This is a genomic window from Peribacillus sp. B2I2 (assembly GCF_041261685.1).
GTDB lineage: Bacteria > Bacillota > Bacilli > Bacillales > DSM-1321 > Peribacillus.
This window is the reverse complement of sequence record NZ_JBGCCB010000001.1, coordinates 3,974,540-3,991,145: the sequence shown is the minus strand read 5'-3', so window position 1 is coordinate 3,991,145 and position 16,606 is coordinate 3,974,540. Positions and strand designations below refer to the sequence as shown.

Genomic DNA, 16,606 nt, shown 5'->3' with positions numbered 1-16,606 from the left:
TTAAAAAGGAGGACCTACCATGTTTGTGTCATATAAATGGTTACAAGATTATGTTGACCTTTCAGGCATCAATGCGACGGAGCTAGCAGACAAAATCACGAAAAGCGGCATTGAGGTTGAAGGGGTAGAAAAGAAAAGTGAAGGGCTTAAGGGAGTCGTCATCGGGCATGTCATTGAACGTGAACAGCATCCAAATGCGGATAAATTGAATAAATGCCAAGTTGATATCGGGGCCGAAAATCCCGTTCAAATCATCTGTGGGGCACCGAATGTCGATAAAGGCCAAAAAGTTGCAGTCGCTACTGTTGGCGCAGTCCTTCCAGGTAATTTCAAAATCAAGAAAGCGAAACTTCGCGGAGAAGAATCGCACGGGATGATTTGCTCGCTTCAAGAATTGGGCTTCGAGTCCAAGCTCGTGTCCAAGGATTATGCTACAGGAATCTTCGTCTTCCCTAATGATGTGGAAGTGGGGAATGATGCATTGGAGGAACTCGGATTAAGTGATGAAGTGCTTGAACTTGGACTGACTCCAAACCGTTCTGATGCATTAAGCATGCTTGGTGTTGCATACGAAGTGGGTGCCATTCTAGGCCGGGAAGTGAAATGGCCGGTTGTCGAGAAAGAAGAGGCAGCTGAAAAAGCTTCTGATTATATCAGTGTCAAAGTGGAAGCGAAAGAAGATAACCCGATATACATTGCAAAAATCATTAAAGATGTTAAAGTCGGACCCTCACCACTTTGGATGCAGACTCGGCTAATGTCTGCAGGTATCCGACCTCATAATAATGTGGTCGATATCACGAACTACATTTTGCTTGAATATGGTCAACCGCTACATGCCTTTGATTATGACCGCTTTGGTTCAAAGGAAATCGTCATCCGCAGAGCGAAAGATGCAGAAAAAATCGTAACGTTGGATGAAGCTGAACGCACTTTGACACCAGACCATTTAGTGATCACAAATGGCAGCGAGCCTGTTGCAATAGCTGGTGTAATGGGCGGAGCGGATTCCGAAGTGAAAAATGATACAACGAACATCATTATTGAAAGTGCATATTTTGCAGGTACAGTAGTTCGTAAAGCTTCTAAAGACCATGGCTTACGCAGTGAAGCAAGTGCCCGTTTTGAAAAAGGCGTCGATCCGGCCCGTGTACGTGAAGCTGGAGAACGTGCAGCACAATTGATTGCACAATATGCTGGCGGAACAGTCTTACAAGGAGCGGCAGAAGTGGATGAATTGACAATGGAACCTGCGGTCATTAGCATCACACTTGAAAAAATCAACACACTTCTTGGAACAAGCATGACCGTGTCAGTTGTAGAGTCCATCTTCAAACGCCTTCAATTCGGCGTCGAACTTGACAATGAAACGTTCACTATCACTGTCCCGACGCGCCGTGGTGATATTACGATTGAAGCTGATTTAGTTGAAGAGGCTGCACGTTTATATGGATATGATAACATTCCCGCTACACTGCCGATCGGTTCTTCTACTCCAGGCCAATTGACTGACTATCAAATTAAACGGCGGAAAGCACGCCGTACACTTGAAGGCGCAGGCCTTTATCAAGCGGTGACCTATTCACTGACAAGCCAGGAAAAAGCGTCCCAATTCGCATTGGAAGCTAGAGAATCCATTCGTTTAGCAATGCCAATGAGTGAAGAACGGAGCCAATTGCGTTTGAGCATCGTTCCTCAATTGCTGGAAGTCGTGAAATATAACAATGCCCGCCAAATGGATTCACTAGCCTTGTATGAAATCGGTTCGGTTTTCTTTAAGCAGGACGAACAAGAACTACCTGAAGAAAAAGAACATGTTGCTGGAGCCATTACAGGCCTATGGGAGTCGCACCTATGGCAAGGTGAAAAGAAACCAGTGGATTTCTTTGTAGCCAAAGGCGTGATCGAAGCGTTATTCGATACACTTGGATTAACTGATCAAATCAGTTACCGCCAAGCGGAAATCAACGACATGCATCCAGGACGGACAGCGGAAGTACTTTTGAATGGTGATGTGATTGGCTTTATCGGCCAAGTGCACCCAACCGTCCAAAAAGACTTGGATATTAAAGAAACATACATTTTCGAACTTTCATTAAAAGCATTGGCCGAAGCCGAAGTCGCGCCGATTGCCTACAAAACCATTCCGCGCTATCCATCAACAACACGCGATATCGCGCTCGTTGTGGACCAAGCTACGAAAGCCGGGGACATTCAGGATATTATTGAAGAAGCTGGCGGCAAACTACTGAAAGAAGTAAGCATCTTCGACTTATACGAGGGTGACAGAATGGAGGAAGGCAAGAAATCCATTGCCTACTCACTGAAATACTTCGATCCGGAACGTACGCTAACGGACGAGGACATTACAAAAGCACATGAAAAAGTGCTTGAAGCCGTCAAAGAAAAAGCTGGCGCAGAACTAAGAGGATAAAAACAGAAAGACAGCTCCCTGAATCCAGGGAAGCTGTCTTTTTATGAACTTACGAGTAAAACGTGCGAATTCACGAGTAAAACGCGCGAATTCACGAGTAAATGTCGCGAACTCACGAGTAAAATGCCTAAACTCACGAGTAAAACGCACGAATTCAGTGAAATGTGCAAATTCACGAGTAAATGGAGCAAACTCACGAGTAAATGGCGTGAATTCACGAGTAAATGTCTCGAATTCACGAGTAAAGTGCGTAAACTCACGAGTAAAACGCACGAATTCAGTGAAATGTGCAAATTCACGAGTAAATGGAGCAAACTCACGAGTAAATGGCGTGAATTCACGAGTAAGGTGCGTAAACTCACGAGTAAAGTGCGTAAATTCACGAGTAAAACGCACGAATTCAGTGAAATGTGCAAATTCACGAGTAAAATGCGTAAACTCACGAGTAAAGTGCGTAAACTCACGAGTAAATGTCTCGAATTCACGAGTAAAGTGCGTAAATTCACGAGTAAAACGCACGAATTCAGTGAAATGTGCAAATTCACGAGTAAATGGAGCAAACTCACGAGTAAATGGCGTGAATTCACGAGTAAAACGCGCGAATTCACGAGTAAATGTCGCGAACTCATGAGTAAAGTGCGTAAATTCACGAGTAAAGCGCACGAATTCAGTGAAATGTGCAAATTCACGAGTAAATGGAGCAAACTCACGAGTAAATGGCGTGAATTCACGAGTAAAGTGCGTAAACTCACGAGTAAAACGCACGAATTCAGTGAAATGTGCAAATTCACGAGTAAATGGAGCAAACTCACGAGTAAATGGCGTGAATTCACGAGTAAAGTGCGTAAACTCACGAGTAAATGTCTCGAATTCACGAGTAAATGGAGCAAACTCACGAGTAAAGTGCGTGAATTCACGAGTAAGGTGCGTAAACTCACGAGTAAATGTCTCGAATTCACGAGTAAAGTGCGTAAATTCACGAGTAAAACGCACGAATTCAGTGAAATGTGCAAATTCACGAGTAAATGTCTCGAATTCACGAGTAAATGGAGCAAACTCACGAGTAAATGGCGCGAACTCACGAGTAAAGTGCGCAAACTCACGAGTAAATGGCGTGAATTCACGAGTAAGGTGCGTAAACTCACGAGTAAAATGCATAAACTCACAAGAAAAACGCACGAATTCAGTGAAATGAGCAAATTCACGAGTAAAGTGCGCAAACTCACGAGTAAAGTGCGTAAACTCACGAGTAAATGTCTCGAATTCACGAGTAAAGTGCGTAAATTCACGAGTAAAACGCACGAATTCAGTGAAATGTGCAAATTCACGAGTATATGGAGCAAACTCACGAGTAAATGGCGTGAATTCACGAGTAAAACGCGCGAATTCACGAGTAAATGTCGCGAATTCACGAGAAAAACGCGCAAACTCACGAGTAAATGTCGCGAACTCACGAGTAAAGTGCGTAAACTCACGAGTAAAGTGCGTAAACTCACGAGTAAATGGAGTAAATTCACGAGTAAAGTGCGTAAATTCACGAGTAAATGGAGCAAACTCACGAGTATATCACGTTCTTCATTAAACAAAAAAAGGCGGCTGTACCCGGAAGGTCAGCCGCTTTCCCTTATTTATGATATTTCTGTTGATATAATCGCTTCGCTTTTTCTGTATTGGCGAAGTGGGTTTTCGTGAATTCGTTTAATGATTCGATTCCTTTCTCATGAATCAATCTTGCGGCCGCTTCATCGACTGCAAAGCCGGCACCTTTAGGAATTTTGAATCCGGCTTTTTCACTCAGCAAGTCAAAGCGTTTGACGAATGCATATCGGGCCAGGATGGAAGCGGCTGCCACTCCAAGGTGTATGCCTTCCGCTTTTGTGCATAAATAGGTGGCATTGGCTTGAAATAGTTCTTGGCCTTTTAGGTAATTGAAAAATACATCTGGTTGAGCGAATTGATCAATAAGGACCGCTTCCGCTTCTTCCGGCTGGATTTTTTGCATGAGATTCTTGATAGCCTGGTTATGGAGGAGTGCCTTCATTTTTCCTTGTGACATTCCCTTTGCCTGCAGCGTATTATATTTCGGGTTGTCGCATGTGAGCAGGCTGAATGGCACCACATCCTTAATTTGTTTGGCAATTTCGATGATTTGTGGATCCTTCAGATTTTTGGAATCCTGGACACCAAGTTCCTTCAACAGGGCGAGTTGCTCCTTTTTTGCATATACGGCCACGACGGTGATCGGACCGAAATAGTCTCCTGTTCCGACTTCATCGGAACCAATCACTGACATGTTTCCGATATTTGCAGGTGGTGAATAGCGATGGACGTTTACTGATGCAGATGAAGCCGTTTTTTTCTTTGGAGCCACAGCAGTGGTATTTTGTTGCCATTTTACCGCTTCCTGTTCGGCATTCTTACCCTGAAAGAGTACCTTTCCGGATTTATAGGCGGTCACCGTACATAGCGGCGGTTTTGCGGAAAAGATGCTTCCCGGCGGCAGCTTGGCGGCCAAGGATGAAGAATAATGGGATTTCATCGCCTTTATTTGTTCAGGGCTGATAAGTAAAACAACATGGGACATAATGGGTAAACTCCTAACTTCATTTTATTTTTTAGGTAATCTTCTTCCTTAAGTCGTTTTTTTTTGACAAATTATTGTATTTTTTATGCAAGAAATGACGCTGTACTCTCTTTCATGACGAAAAACTTCATGATATGATAGAATTAGGATTGTTTAGATTGGGGGCATCATTTTGTCAGACGATAAACGAAATAAAACAACAGTTGATATATACGGACAACCATATACAATCGTCGGTACAGAAAGCGCGAGTCATATGCGCCTGGTCGCTTCGATGGTTGACGAAAAAATGAGAGAGATCAGGATGAAAAATCCATATTTGGATACAAGTAAGCTAGCGGTACTAACGGCCGTGAATACGATTCACGAATATATAAAATTAAAAGATGAACTAGACCAGCTTCAACTGGAATTAAAGAGAGAGAAGGACTGAGTACATGCTTGATTTAGCAATTCTGGCCATTCTTTTAATCGGTTTATTAATCGGTTTAAAGCGTGGCTTCATTTTACAAACGGTTCATATGACTGGGTTCATAGTAGCCTTCATCGTCGCCTATGTATTTTACGGAGATCTTGCTCCCAATTTGAAATTGTGGATTCCGTTTCCGACTATGGGGGATTCCTCGACCATTAATATGTTTTTCGATACAGTCGGGCTGGACACGGCGTATTACAATGCGATTGCCTTTGCAATCATTTTCTTTGCTGCCAAGATTCTTTGGCAAATGATCGGGTCCATGCTGAATTTCATTACCCATCTTCCGATTTTAAAACAGCTGAATCGCTGGGGTGGAGGGATATTGGGCTTTATCGAAGTCTATCTTATCATGTTTATTATATTATATATAGCTGCCATGCTGCCAATGGATTCCATCCAGAAACCATTAACGGGTTCTTTTCTGGCAGAATCGATCGTGAAACATACACCGTTCCTTTCAGAGCAAGTGAAGGAACTTTGGTTTCATGATTTAAAACAATCTTAATGTCAGTATACGAGGGCCTGCCTCCCTTTCTCAAAGTCCTAGATTCCTATACTTTGAATGGGGGAGGCCCCTTTTTATGTAGCAGCATGTAACTTCCTCCCTGATTGAATCAAAAGTCAAGAATCGGACTGCTTGTACTTTGCCTCCAAGAAAGGTATCTTTAAGAAAGTGAACATGGGACACCCTACTAATTTTTTCGGCGGTGAATGAAATGACGATTAATAAAAAAGATATCATTAAATTATTAGAAAAAATAGCAATATATATGGAATTAAAAGGAGAGAACCCGTTCAAGGTTTCAGCTTTCCGAAAGGCAGCAGGCGCCTTGGAAACGGATGACCGGAGCCTGACGGCCATCGAAGACTTTACCGCTTTAAATGGAATCGGGAAAGGAACGGCATCCGTCATCGAAGAGTATATGAATGAGGGGAAATCGACTGTACTTGAAGAGCTTCAGGAGCAGGTGCCAAAAGGTCTGATTCCGCTCTTGCAGCTTCAAGGTTTGGGAGGGAAGAAAATTGCCAAGCTTCATAAAGAGCTGCATGTAAATGATGTGAATGATCTTAAACTCGCCTGTGAAGAAGGCAGGGTCGCGGCGCTTGCCGGTTTCGGCAAAAAAACGGAAGAGAAGATCCTGTCTGCGATTGCCGAGGCAGGTTCAAGGCCTGATCGGCTGCCCCTTGCCTTCATGAGGCCGATTGCGGATGATATTGAAACGGCCCTTGCTAACATGGAATACATCATCCGTTCTTCCAGAGCCGGCAGCATCAGGCGTATGAGGGAAACGATCAAGGACCTCGATTTCATCATCTCGACAGATCATCCCGAAGAAGTTAAGGATCAACTGCTTGCATTAAAGGGCATAAAGCAAGTGATTGCAGCGGGTGATACAAAAGTATCGGTCGTGCTAGATTATGAATATGATATTTCCGTCGATTTCCGGATCGTGAAGGATAAGGAATTCATAACGACACTCCATCATTTTACCGGTTCGAAAGATCACAATGTGCGAATGCGCCAGCTGGCTAAAGATCGCGGTGAGAAAATCAGCGAATATGGGGTGGAAGTGGCTGAAACCGGTGAGGTATTGACGTTTGAAACGGAAGAACGTTTTTATAATCATTTTGGTCTTCCATTCATTCCCCCAGAACTGCGTGAAGACGGAACGGAAGTAGAGCATTATGATGCAAATGAACCTCTCATATCTTTGGAGGCCATCAAAGGTGACCTGCACATGCATACCACATGGAGTGATGGGGCTCATACCATTGAAGAAATGATTGAAGCGTGCCGTGCAAAAGGTTATCGATATATGGCCATAACCGATCATTCGCAATATTTGAAAGTTGCGAACGGCTTGACCGTGGAACGTTTACGGGAACAAAAACGGATCATCCATGAAATGAATGAAAAATACGATGATTTTACCGTTCTTTCGGGGATTGAAATGGATATACTTCCTGATGGGACACTTGATTATGACGATGAGCTGCTTGCAGAGATGGATTTGGTTATCGCATCGATCCACTCAAGCTTTTCACAGCCGCGGGAAACGATCATGGAGCGCTTAAAAACGGCCCTGAATAATCCGCATGTCGACATAATCGCCCATCCAACGGGAAGGATTATCGGCAGACGCGCCGGATATGATGTCGATATAGAGATGCTGATCGAACTGGCACGCGAAACGAATACCGCCTTGGAATTGAATGCGAATCCGAACCGATTGGATTTGGCACCTCCCCATCTGCGCAAGGCACAGGAAGCAGGCGTTCCGATTGTTATCAATACAGATGCCCACAGCATCGATATGCTTGATCATATGCCTGTTGGGGTCTCGTCGGCCAAAAAGGGCTGGATTAAAGAATCAACGGTTCTTAATGCAAGGGATACGGATGGATTATTAGCGTTTTTAAAGAGAAATGATTAACTATTTGCCCATAAATAAGGAGGAGCTTTAACTCCATGCATAATAAAGCTTTAAAGACATTGGAATTTCATAAAATAAAAGAACAATTAATCTCACACGCATCCTCTTCCATAGGAAAAGAGAAGGCACAGCACTTGATGCCTTCTACTGATTTTGAAGAGGTGTCGAGATGGCAGGAAGAAACAGATGAGTCAGCAAAAATCGTCCGCTTGAAAGGTAACTTGCCATTGGGCGGGATTTTTGATATCCGTCCTCATGCAAAAAGGGCACAGATTGGCGGAATGCTCTCACCTATGGAATTGATGGAACTTGCGAGTACCATTCGAGCCGGCAGGATTCTCAGCCGTTTCTTCGAAGAACTTGCAGAACAGGAAATTGAAGTTCCGCTTTTAGCCGAATATATCGATTCCCTTCATCCATTGATTGATTTGCAGCAGGAAATTACGTATGCAGTAAGCGAGCATGGCGAAGTGATGGATTCTGCTAGCGATAAGCTCCGTACCCTAAGAAACCAAATTCGGACGAACGAAAGCCGTGTCCGGGAAAAGCTGGAAAGTATGATCCGTTCTTCCAATGCATCAAAGATGTTATCGGACGCCATCATCACCATCCGGAATGACCGTTTTGTCATCCCGGTAAAACAGGAATACCGCAGTGTGTATGGCGGGATCATTCATGATCAATCCTCATCTGGACAGACATTGTTCATTGAACCGCAAGCAATCGTTCAACTGAATAATGTCCTGCAGGAAACCCGAGTGAAGGAAACGCAGGAAATAGAACGGATCTTGGTCGAACTTTCGGAAAAGGTAGGTGCGTTCACCCCTGAATTGCTTCATAATGTCAAAGTCCTTGCACAAATCGATTTTCTTGTCGCCAAGGCAAAGTATGCAAAAGCGATAAAAGGGTCCAAACCGATTTTGAATAATGAGGGACGCGTGAAATTATTCAAAGCGAAACACCCGCTCATTCCGAGTGATGTTGTCGTGGCCAATGACATTTTCCTTGGTGATGAATTTACGACAATTGTTATCACCGGACCGAATACAGGAGGTAAAACGGTTACCCTGAAAACGATTGGCCTCTGTACATTAATGGCCCAGTCAGGTCTGCAAATCCCTGCGCTTGATGGTTCCGAAACGGCAGTGTTTTCCTCTGTTTATGCCGATATTGGCGATGAACAGTCGATTGAACAAAGCTTAAGTACATTCTCTTCGCATATGGTCAATATTGTCGATATCCTTAAGAATGTCGATTATGATAGCCTAGTTTTATTCGATGAGCTTGGAGCGGGAACTGACCCTCAGGAAGGTGCCGCTTTGGCCATTTCCATTTTGGATGAAGTGTATAAGCGCGGTGCACGTGTGATTGCCACGACACATTACCCGGAATTAAAAGCTTATGGATATGATCGGGAAGGCGTCATTAATGCAAGCGTTGAATTTAATGTGGAAACCTTGAGTCCCACCTATAAACTATTGATCGGTGTACCGGGACGGAGTAATGCGTTTGAAATTTCCAAGCGCCTTGGTTTGGAAGAAAGCGTGATAAGCAACGCCCGCAGCCATATTGGTGAGGATACGAATAAAGTTGAGAATATGATAGCGTCCCTTGAAGACAGCCGCAAGAAGGCCGAAGAAGAGGAGCAGGAAGCCAAGAATCACTTGAAACAGGCAGAAATCCTTCATAAAGACCTTCAAAGGCAAATTGGTGAATACCATGAAGAACGGGATGCTATGGTTGAAAAGGCGGCAAAAGAGGCAGCGGCGATCGTTGAAAATGCACAAAAAGAAGCGGAAGCGATTATAGCTGACTTACGTAAACTGCGACTCGAAAAGCATGCCGATGTTAAAGAACATGAACTGATCGATGCCAAAAAACGGCTCGAAGAAGCAGCGCCTAAAGTGAAAAAAACATCAAATAAAGTGGCGAGGCCTCTGGATAAAAGCTTGAAACCTGGAGATGAAGTAAAGGTCGTAAGTTTTGGTCAAAAAGGTCATTTGATCGAGAAGGTATCAAGTAATGAATGGCAGGTTCAGATCGGCATCATGAAAATGAAGGTGAAGGAGTCTGACCTAGAATTCATCAAGGCCACGAAAGTAAAAGAAATAAAGCCGCTTACTACGATAAAAGGTCGCGATTATCATGTTAGCGTGGAACTTGACCTACGTGGTGAACGCTTTGAAAATGCAATATCAAGAGTGGAAAAGTACGTTGATGATGCTCTTTTGGCCGGTTATTCCAGTGTCTCCATCATTCATGGTAAAGGAACGGGCGCTCTCCGGTCCGGGGTCCAGGAATACTTGAAAAATCACCGCTCTGTCAAAAGGATTCGCTTCGGCGAAGCCGGTGAAGGCGGAACAGGTGTTACGGTGGTGGAATTTAAATAAAGGAAAGTGGTCATTCCGGCTAACTGCCAAGCCGGGTGGCTAGTTACCATTCGGGAGTTGGACCATGGAGAACATGTGGGAAAATGAATATGTATATATAGCTGCTCGTTACAGTGTCGTCATTCTTTGCATGATTGTTTTTTTAGCCATTTTTGAACTTGTCACAAAGTACAAGAACTGGGAGGAAATCAAACAGGGAAACCTTTCTGTCGCGTTGGCAACAGGTGGTAAAATATTTGGGATCGCCTATGTATTCCAACAGTCCATCCTCCATCAGAATTCGATGCTTACCATGATTGGCTGGGGCGTATACGGATTTATCCTTCTGTTGATCGGTTATTTCATTTTTGAATTTATGACTCCTGGATTTAAAATAGATGAAGAGATACAAAAAGATAATCGGGCAGTTGGATTCCTATCGATGATCATTTCAATCGCATTATCTTTTGTCATCGGCGCAGGAATTTCTTAATGCCCTTCATGAGAGGGAGAAAACTGTGGAGAAGCTTGCAAAAGTCTTAATTGTTTGTTGCGGAATCTTTTTTCTGTTAGGAATTTTTTATATGATATTCTTCAATTGAAGCGGCCATTGTGCCGCTTCTTTTATTTGAATTCCATTTTAAAAAAGGAGGTGGTGTGTAAAGTGAAACTTTCGAAACCAAGGCTATGCTGCAAATCTAATTCGTAACATATTGAAATGGGACAAAAAAAAGCTTTTCTTCAAGTTTGTTTACTGTCTGTAAGGAGTAAAACACTCCTTTTTTTGTTTTCCTTTTTAAGTGTTTCCAATCCTCTCTTGTACTCTTGTAGGACATATGGACTACCTTAACGCTCATCATCAGCCTTTATGCTTATTTTTCTGAATTTAAGCAATTGTAAGAAAATCCCGATTGTATTATAATGATAAAGAGTATTGAGAATATTCAGAAGGAGGGGGCAAATGAGCAATAAGCCATGGCAAGCTATTTATCCGGAACAGATACCAGCGGTTTTGTCGTACGAAGATAAACCTCTTTATTCTTTTTTGAAGGAATCAGCCGAAGAATTCCCTGATAAAGTATCGATTCATTTCCAGGGAAAAGAATTAACTTTCCAGGAAGTGCATGAATCTGCTTTAAAGTTCGCAGTGTATTTAAAAAGTATCGGTCTTCAAAAAGGAGAACGCGTTGCCGTCATGCTTCCGAACTGCCCTCAGGGTGTCATAAGCTTTTTTGGGATATTGATGGCTGGCGGTGTCGTGGTTCAAACGAATCCAACCTATACTGAACGTGAATTAGAGTATCAAATGAAAGATTCAGGAGCGAAAATAATTTTAGCGATGGATATTTTATTTCCCCGTGTCACTGCAGTCGCTTCAAGAACGGATATAGAACATATAATTGTAACCGCTATCAAGGAATATTTACCTTTTCCGAAAAATCTTATCTATCCTTTTATTCAAAAAAAGCAATATGGCATTGTCATCAATGTGGAGCATGCGGGCAATCATCATTTATTTTCCGAAATCATGAAACAAAAGGTCCCTGAAGAAGTCGCCGAGCCGATCGATGTGAATAACGACCTTGCACTTTTGCAATATACTGGCGGGACAACAGGCTTTCCCAAAGGGGTCATGCTTACCCATAAGAACTTGCTGGCAAATACAAAAATGTGCAATGCATGGCTTTATAAAAATAAGCGCGGTGAGGAAAGGATTCTTGCGATACTCCCATTCTTCCATGTGTACGGTATGACGACAGTCTTGGTTCTTTCCGTCATGGAAGGGAATACCATGATCATCATGCCGAAGTTTGATGTTGAAGCGACGCTTAAAACCATCCAAAAACAGAAACCGACCATGTTTCCAGGAGCACCAACGATGTATATCGGCCTCTTGAACCATCCAGATATCGCTAAGTATGACCTTTCTTCCATCAATGCCTGCATAAGCGGTTCTGCACCATTACCTTTAGAGGTTCAAGAGCAGTTTGAGAAAATTACCGGCGGGAAGCTGGTTGAAGGCTTTGGACTGTCGGAAACCTCACCGGTAACCCATGCTAATTTCATTTGGGATCAGCCGCGTGTAAAAGGAAGCATTGGATTGCCATGGCCAGATACCGACTCGGTGATTCTGTCCTTGGAAACGGGCGAAGAGCTTCCTCCGAATGAAATTGGTGAGATTGCCATAAAAGGACCTCAGGTAATGCAAGGTTACTGGAACCGTCCGGATGAAACGGAAAGCACTTTTAAAGATGGCTGGCTACTAACAGGCGACCTGGGTTACATGGATGAGCGTGGGTTCTTTTATGTAGTCGAGAGGAAAAAGGATACAATCATTGCTGGTGGTTTCAATATATACCCACGTGAGGTGGAAGAGGTACTATACGAGCATGAGGCCATACAGGAGGTTGTTGTGGCAGGTATCCCTGACCCATATCGCGGTGAGACCGTCAAAGCCTACGTCGTACTGAAAAAAAATGCCCGGGTGACTGAAGATGAATTGAATGATTTTGCTAGAAAAAGCCTGGCTTCCTATAAGGTGCCGCGCAGCTATGAATTTAGGGAGAAACTTCCTAAAACGACGATAGGAAAGATCCTGAGAAGAGTCCTTATCGAGGAAGAAAAGAAAAAAATATCGGAGGAAAGAAAAGAAGCGTAAACAAGCAACCCCTTCATACGGAGCAGCGGAATAGGGCTCCGTGTTTTGCAGAACGACTGGACAACCTATGGATCGGGGCTGTACAATGAACATAAGTGGAATGCCATGACTCTTAGAAGTTTTTGCTTGACAGTAAAGGGTCGTCATTTTATGATAGAAATATGAATGATGATTCATTCATTTTCTGAAAGGGGACATCCAGTGAAACGCAACAGACCAAAGTATAACCAAATTATTGATGCGGCCGTTATCGTCATTGCCCAAAACGGTTACTATCAAGCTCAAGTATCCAAAATCGCCAAGCAGGCAGGCGTAGCGGATGGCACCATATATCTTTATTTTAAAAATAAAGAAGATATCTTAATATCATTATTCCATGAAAAGATGGGCTATTTTGTGGAACAGATCGAAGAAGAACTAAAAGGAAAGACCACAGCTTCGGATAAACTGCATGTGCTCATCCAAAAACATTTTCAAAACCTTTCAGAAGACGTGAATTTAGCAATTGTCACTCAGTTGGAATTAAGACAGTCGAATAAAGAATTACGCCTAAGGATTAATGATGTGTTAAGAGGATATTTAAATTTAATCGATCAGATCATTATAGAAGGAAAAGAGAACGGCGAATTTTTGCCTGATTTAAATAATTTACTTGCCAGGCAGATGATTTTTGGAACGATTGACGAAACAGTGACGACTTGGGTCATGAATGAGCAAAAGTATTCGCTCCCAGACCTTGCACCAGACGTTCACCGCCTTCTAATTGGCGGCTGTGGCTTGAAAAGTTAACGATTTTAATAGAGGATGGCTAGCCATCCTCGAAAGAATCGGTTAATATGCTCTCCGGCTTACCGGGAAGTGATACATATAGAATTTTCAAAAAAGTTTGACTAGATGCCAGGAGGGATAGATATGGAATACCTTAAGCTTTCTGTCGAAAATCATGTAGCATTTATAACGATTGATCATGCACCAGCAAATGCGCTTTCCACGTCAATCATCGGAGAGCTGTCACAGGCCTTTGATCAAATTGAGCAAGACGAAGCCGTACGGGTTGTCCTTCTTCATGGTGAAGGAAGGTTTTTCTCTGCAGGAGCAGACATTAAAGAGTTTACGGAAGTGACAAACGGTAAGGCTTTCGAGAAGCTGACCAAGAATGGTCAATCTGTATTCGAGAAAATAGAATCTTTTCCAAAGCCGGTCATTGCAGCCATCCATGGTGCGGCGCTTGGCGGAGGATTGGAGCTGGCCATGTCCTGTCACATCCGTTTGGTAACCGAAAAGGCTAAACTAGGTTTGCCTGAACTGCAGTTGGGCTTAATCCCTGGATTTGCTGGCACCCAGCGTCTTCCTCGTTATGTGGGTATGGCAAAGGCCGCTGAAATGCTGTTTACAAGTGAACCGATTACAGGTATCCAAGCTGTGCAATGCGGATTGGCCAATCATGCTTTCTCGGATGAAGAACTGATTCCAAAAGCGAAGGAACTAGCCAATAAAATTGCCAAGAAAAGCCCTCTGGCTTTAAAGGCGGCTATAGAATTATTAAATTATTCCAAGCATGATTCCTACTATAAAGGTGTGGAAAGGGAAGCCGACCTCTTTGGCAAAGCTTTCGATACTGCTGACGCAAAAGAAGGAATTGGCGCTTTCATGGAAAAAAGAGAAGCTGTATTCAAAGGGAAATAAATAACTATTTTTATATATCATGCAGGATTTTGATGAAATTTGAAGAATACAATAATATATATCAATAAAATTCATAATCTTCAAAACTCAAATCATTCGGGAGGTATTATCGTGAACATTTATGTACTGCTGAAAAGAACATTTGATACAGAAGAAAAAATTACACTATCCAACGGGAAAATTAATGAGGATGGAGCAGAATTCATCATTAATCCATACGATGAATATGCTGTTGAAGAAGCAATCCAGGTGCGAGATGCACAAGGCGGCGAAGTAACGGTTATTTCTGTCGGAACCGAAGAGGCTGAAAAGCAATTACGCACAGCGCTTGCAATGGGGACTGACAAAGCCGTATTGATAAATATTGAGGACGACATAGAAAATGGCGATCAATTCACGACTGCCAAAATTATAGGCGAATACTTAAAAGGTAAAAATGCCGATCTAATCATTGCAGGGAACGTTGCAATCGATGGCGGTTCTGGTCAAGTGGGTCCACGAGTTGCCGAGATTTTAGAAATTCCTTATATTACAACCATTACTAAACTGGACATTGCAAATGGAAATGTAAGCGTTATCCGGGATGTCGAAGGGGACTCTGAAACGATCGAAGCATCTCTTCCATTGTTAGTGACAGCTCAACAAGGGCTAAATGAGCCACGTTATCCTTCTTTGCCGGGAATCATGAAAGCGAAGAAAAAACCGCTTGAAGAATTGGAATTGGATGACCTGGATTTGGAAGAGGAAGATGTTGAAGCAAAAACAAAAACGATTGAAATCTACCTTCCTGCGAAAAAAGAAGCTGGAAAAGTATTGAACGGCGAAATCGGTGCCCAAGTCAGCGAACTTGTTCAATTATTACGCAGCGAAGCAAAAGTGATTTAATCGAAACGGTACTTTTAAAACAACAACACACGACAAATAGATAAAATAGAGCACAGGAGGTTTTTATAAATGGCTAGAAAGTTTCTTGTATTGGGCGAAGTTCGCGACGGTTCACTAAGAAATGTATCATTTGAAGCTATCGGTGCGGCTAAACTTGCTGCAGATGGCGGGGAAATCGTAGGTGTTTTAGTTGGTGACAGTGTTCAAAATTTCGGAAATGAATTGATCCAGTATGGTGCAGACCGGGTTGTTGCAGTCGAAAATGATCAATTGAAACAATATACTTCAGATGGTTATGCGCAAGGATTGCTTGCCGTCATCGAGCAGGAAAAGCCAGAAGGGATTTTCTTTGGACATACGGCTCTGGGAAAAGACCTTGCACCTAAATTGGCTGGAAAGCTTGAATCAGGATTGATTTCCGACGTTACATCCATTGAAGAAGAAGGCGGAAATATCGTTTTCACCCGCCCGATATATTCTGGTAAAGCATTTGAAAAGAAAATTGTTACAGATGGCGTGATATTCGCGACAATCCGTCCGAACAATATTGAACCGTTAGCGAAAGATGAGTCCCGTTCTGGTGATGTTTCTGCATTAAGTGTGGATATTAAGGATTTACGCACAATCATCAAAGATGTTGTTAGAAAAGCTAGTGAAGGGGTCGACCTTTCAGAAGCAAAAGTAATCATCGCAGGTGGCCGTGGCGTGAAAAGTGAAGATGGTTTTGAACCATTGAAGGAACTGGCACAAGTACTGGGCGGAGCGGTAGGTGCTTCCCGCGGTGCATGTGATGCGGACTATTGCGATTACTCTTTGCAAATCGGGCAAACGGGTAAAGTCGTTACACCAGACCTTTATATCGCCTGCGGTATTTCTGGAGCGATACAGCATTTAGCGGGGATGTCCAACTCCAAGGTTATCGTTGCCATCAACAAAGACCCGGAAGCTAACATATTCAATATAGCTGATTATGGAATTGTCGGAGATCTTTTCGAAGTCGTTCCATTACTTACGGAAGAATTCAAAAAACTAAAAGTTAACGCTTAAAAGAAATAAATTCTGATGAGGGGCAAGAC

The 16,606-nt window shown here is 43.0% G+C and carries 13 protein-coding genes; 11 read left to right on the top strand and 2 right to left on the bottom strand.

All coding sequences use genetic code 11. The annotated features are described in order from the left end of the window. The first annotated feature begins 19 nt into the window (after nt 1–19). The gene (gene pheT, locus ABIE66_RS19715; RefSeq protein WP_370016010.1) at nt 20–2,434 is read left to right on the top strand and encodes a phenylalanine--tRNA ligase subunit beta; all 2,415 of its coding nucleotides are present in this window, start codon (nt 20–22) and stop codon (nt 2,432–2,434) included. Between the two features lie 41 nt (nt 2,435–2,475). Here the strand turns inward: pheT and ABIE66_RS19710 are convergent, their stop codons facing one another. Both ABIE66_RS19710 and rnhC read right to left on the bottom strand, forming a co-directional pair. Continuing rightward, entirely contained in the window at nt 2,476–4,020 is a 1,545-nt protein-coding gene (locus ABIE66_RS19710) for a hypothetical protein (protein WP_370016009.1), read from the bottom strand. A gap of 38 nt (nt 4,021–4,058) precedes the next feature. After that, complete coding sequence (rnhC, locus tag ABIE66_RS19705; protein WP_289325966.1) at nt 4,059–5,018, bottom strand: ribonuclease HIII; 960 nt, start codon at nt 5,016–5,018, stop codon at nt 4,059–4,061. A gap of 172 nt (nt 5,019–5,190) precedes the next feature. Between rnhC and zapA the strand changes: the two genes are divergently transcribed. The 10 genes from zapA (at nt 5,191) to ABIE66_RS19655 (ending at nt 16,577) form a co-directional block, all read left to right on the top strand. Next, complete coding sequence (gene zapA, locus ABIE66_RS19700) at nt 5,191–5,451, top strand: cell division protein ZapA (protein WP_048678967.1); 261 nt, start codon at nt 5,191–5,193, stop codon at nt 5,449–5,451. Between the two features lie 4 nt (nt 5,452–5,455). Further along, nucleotides 5,456–6,001, top strand: a complete 546-nt coding sequence (locus ABIE66_RS19695) for a CvpA family protein (RefSeq protein ID WP_289315420.1) — start codon at nt 5,456–5,458, stop codon at nt 5,999–6,001. Between the two features lie 211 nt (nt 6,002–6,212). Then, nucleotides 6,213–7,931, top strand: a complete 1,719-nt coding sequence (gene polX / locus ABIE66_RS19690; RefSeq protein WP_370016008.1) for a DNA polymerase/3'-5' exonuclease PolX — start codon at nt 6,213–6,215, stop codon at nt 7,929–7,931. Between the two features lie 35 nt (nt 7,932–7,966). Beyond that, nucleotides 7,967–10,321 (top strand): endonuclease MutS2, encoded by a 2,355-nt coding sequence (locus tag ABIE66_RS19685; RefSeq protein WP_370016007.1) that lies wholly within the window; start codon nt 7,967–7,969, stop codon nt 10,319–10,321. 64 nt (nt 10,322–10,385) lie between these two features. After that, nucleotides 10,386–10,793, top strand: a complete 408-nt coding sequence (locus ABIE66_RS19680; RefSeq protein ID WP_370016006.1) for a DUF350 domain-containing protein — start codon at nt 10,386–10,388, stop codon at nt 10,791–10,793. Nucleotides 10,794–11,261: 468 nt separating this feature from the next. Continuing rightward, a complete protein-coding gene (locus tag ABIE66_RS19675; protein ID WP_370016005.1) occupies nt 11,262–12,959 on the top strand; it encodes an AMP-binding protein in 1,698 nt (565 codons plus the stop codon). Nucleotides 12,960–13,160: 201 nt separating this feature from the next. After that, nucleotides 13,161–13,748, top strand: coding sequence for a fatty acid metabolism transcriptional regulator FadR (locus tag ABIE66_RS19670; protein ID WP_289325961.1), 588 nt, complete (start codon nt 13,161–13,163; stop codon nt 13,746–13,748). Between the two features lie 123 nt (nt 13,749–13,871). After that, nucleotides 13,872–14,645, top strand: a complete 774-nt coding sequence (locus ABIE66_RS19665; protein WP_370016004.1) for an enoyl-CoA hydratase — start codon at nt 13,872–13,874, stop codon at nt 14,643–14,645. 111 nt (nt 14,646–14,756) lie between these two features. Further along, nucleotides 14,757–15,530, top strand: coding sequence for an electron transfer flavoprotein subunit beta/FixA family protein (locus ABIE66_RS19660; protein WP_370016003.1), 774 nt, complete (start codon nt 14,757–14,759; stop codon nt 15,528–15,530). Nucleotides 15,531–15,599: 69 nt separating this feature from the next. Continuing rightward, a complete protein-coding gene (locus ABIE66_RS19655; RefSeq protein WP_289325959.1) occupies nt 15,600–16,577 on the top strand; it encodes an electron transfer flavoprotein subunit alpha/FixB family protein in 978 nt (325 codons plus the stop codon). The last annotated feature ends 29 nt before the right edge of the window (nt 16,578–16,606 follow it).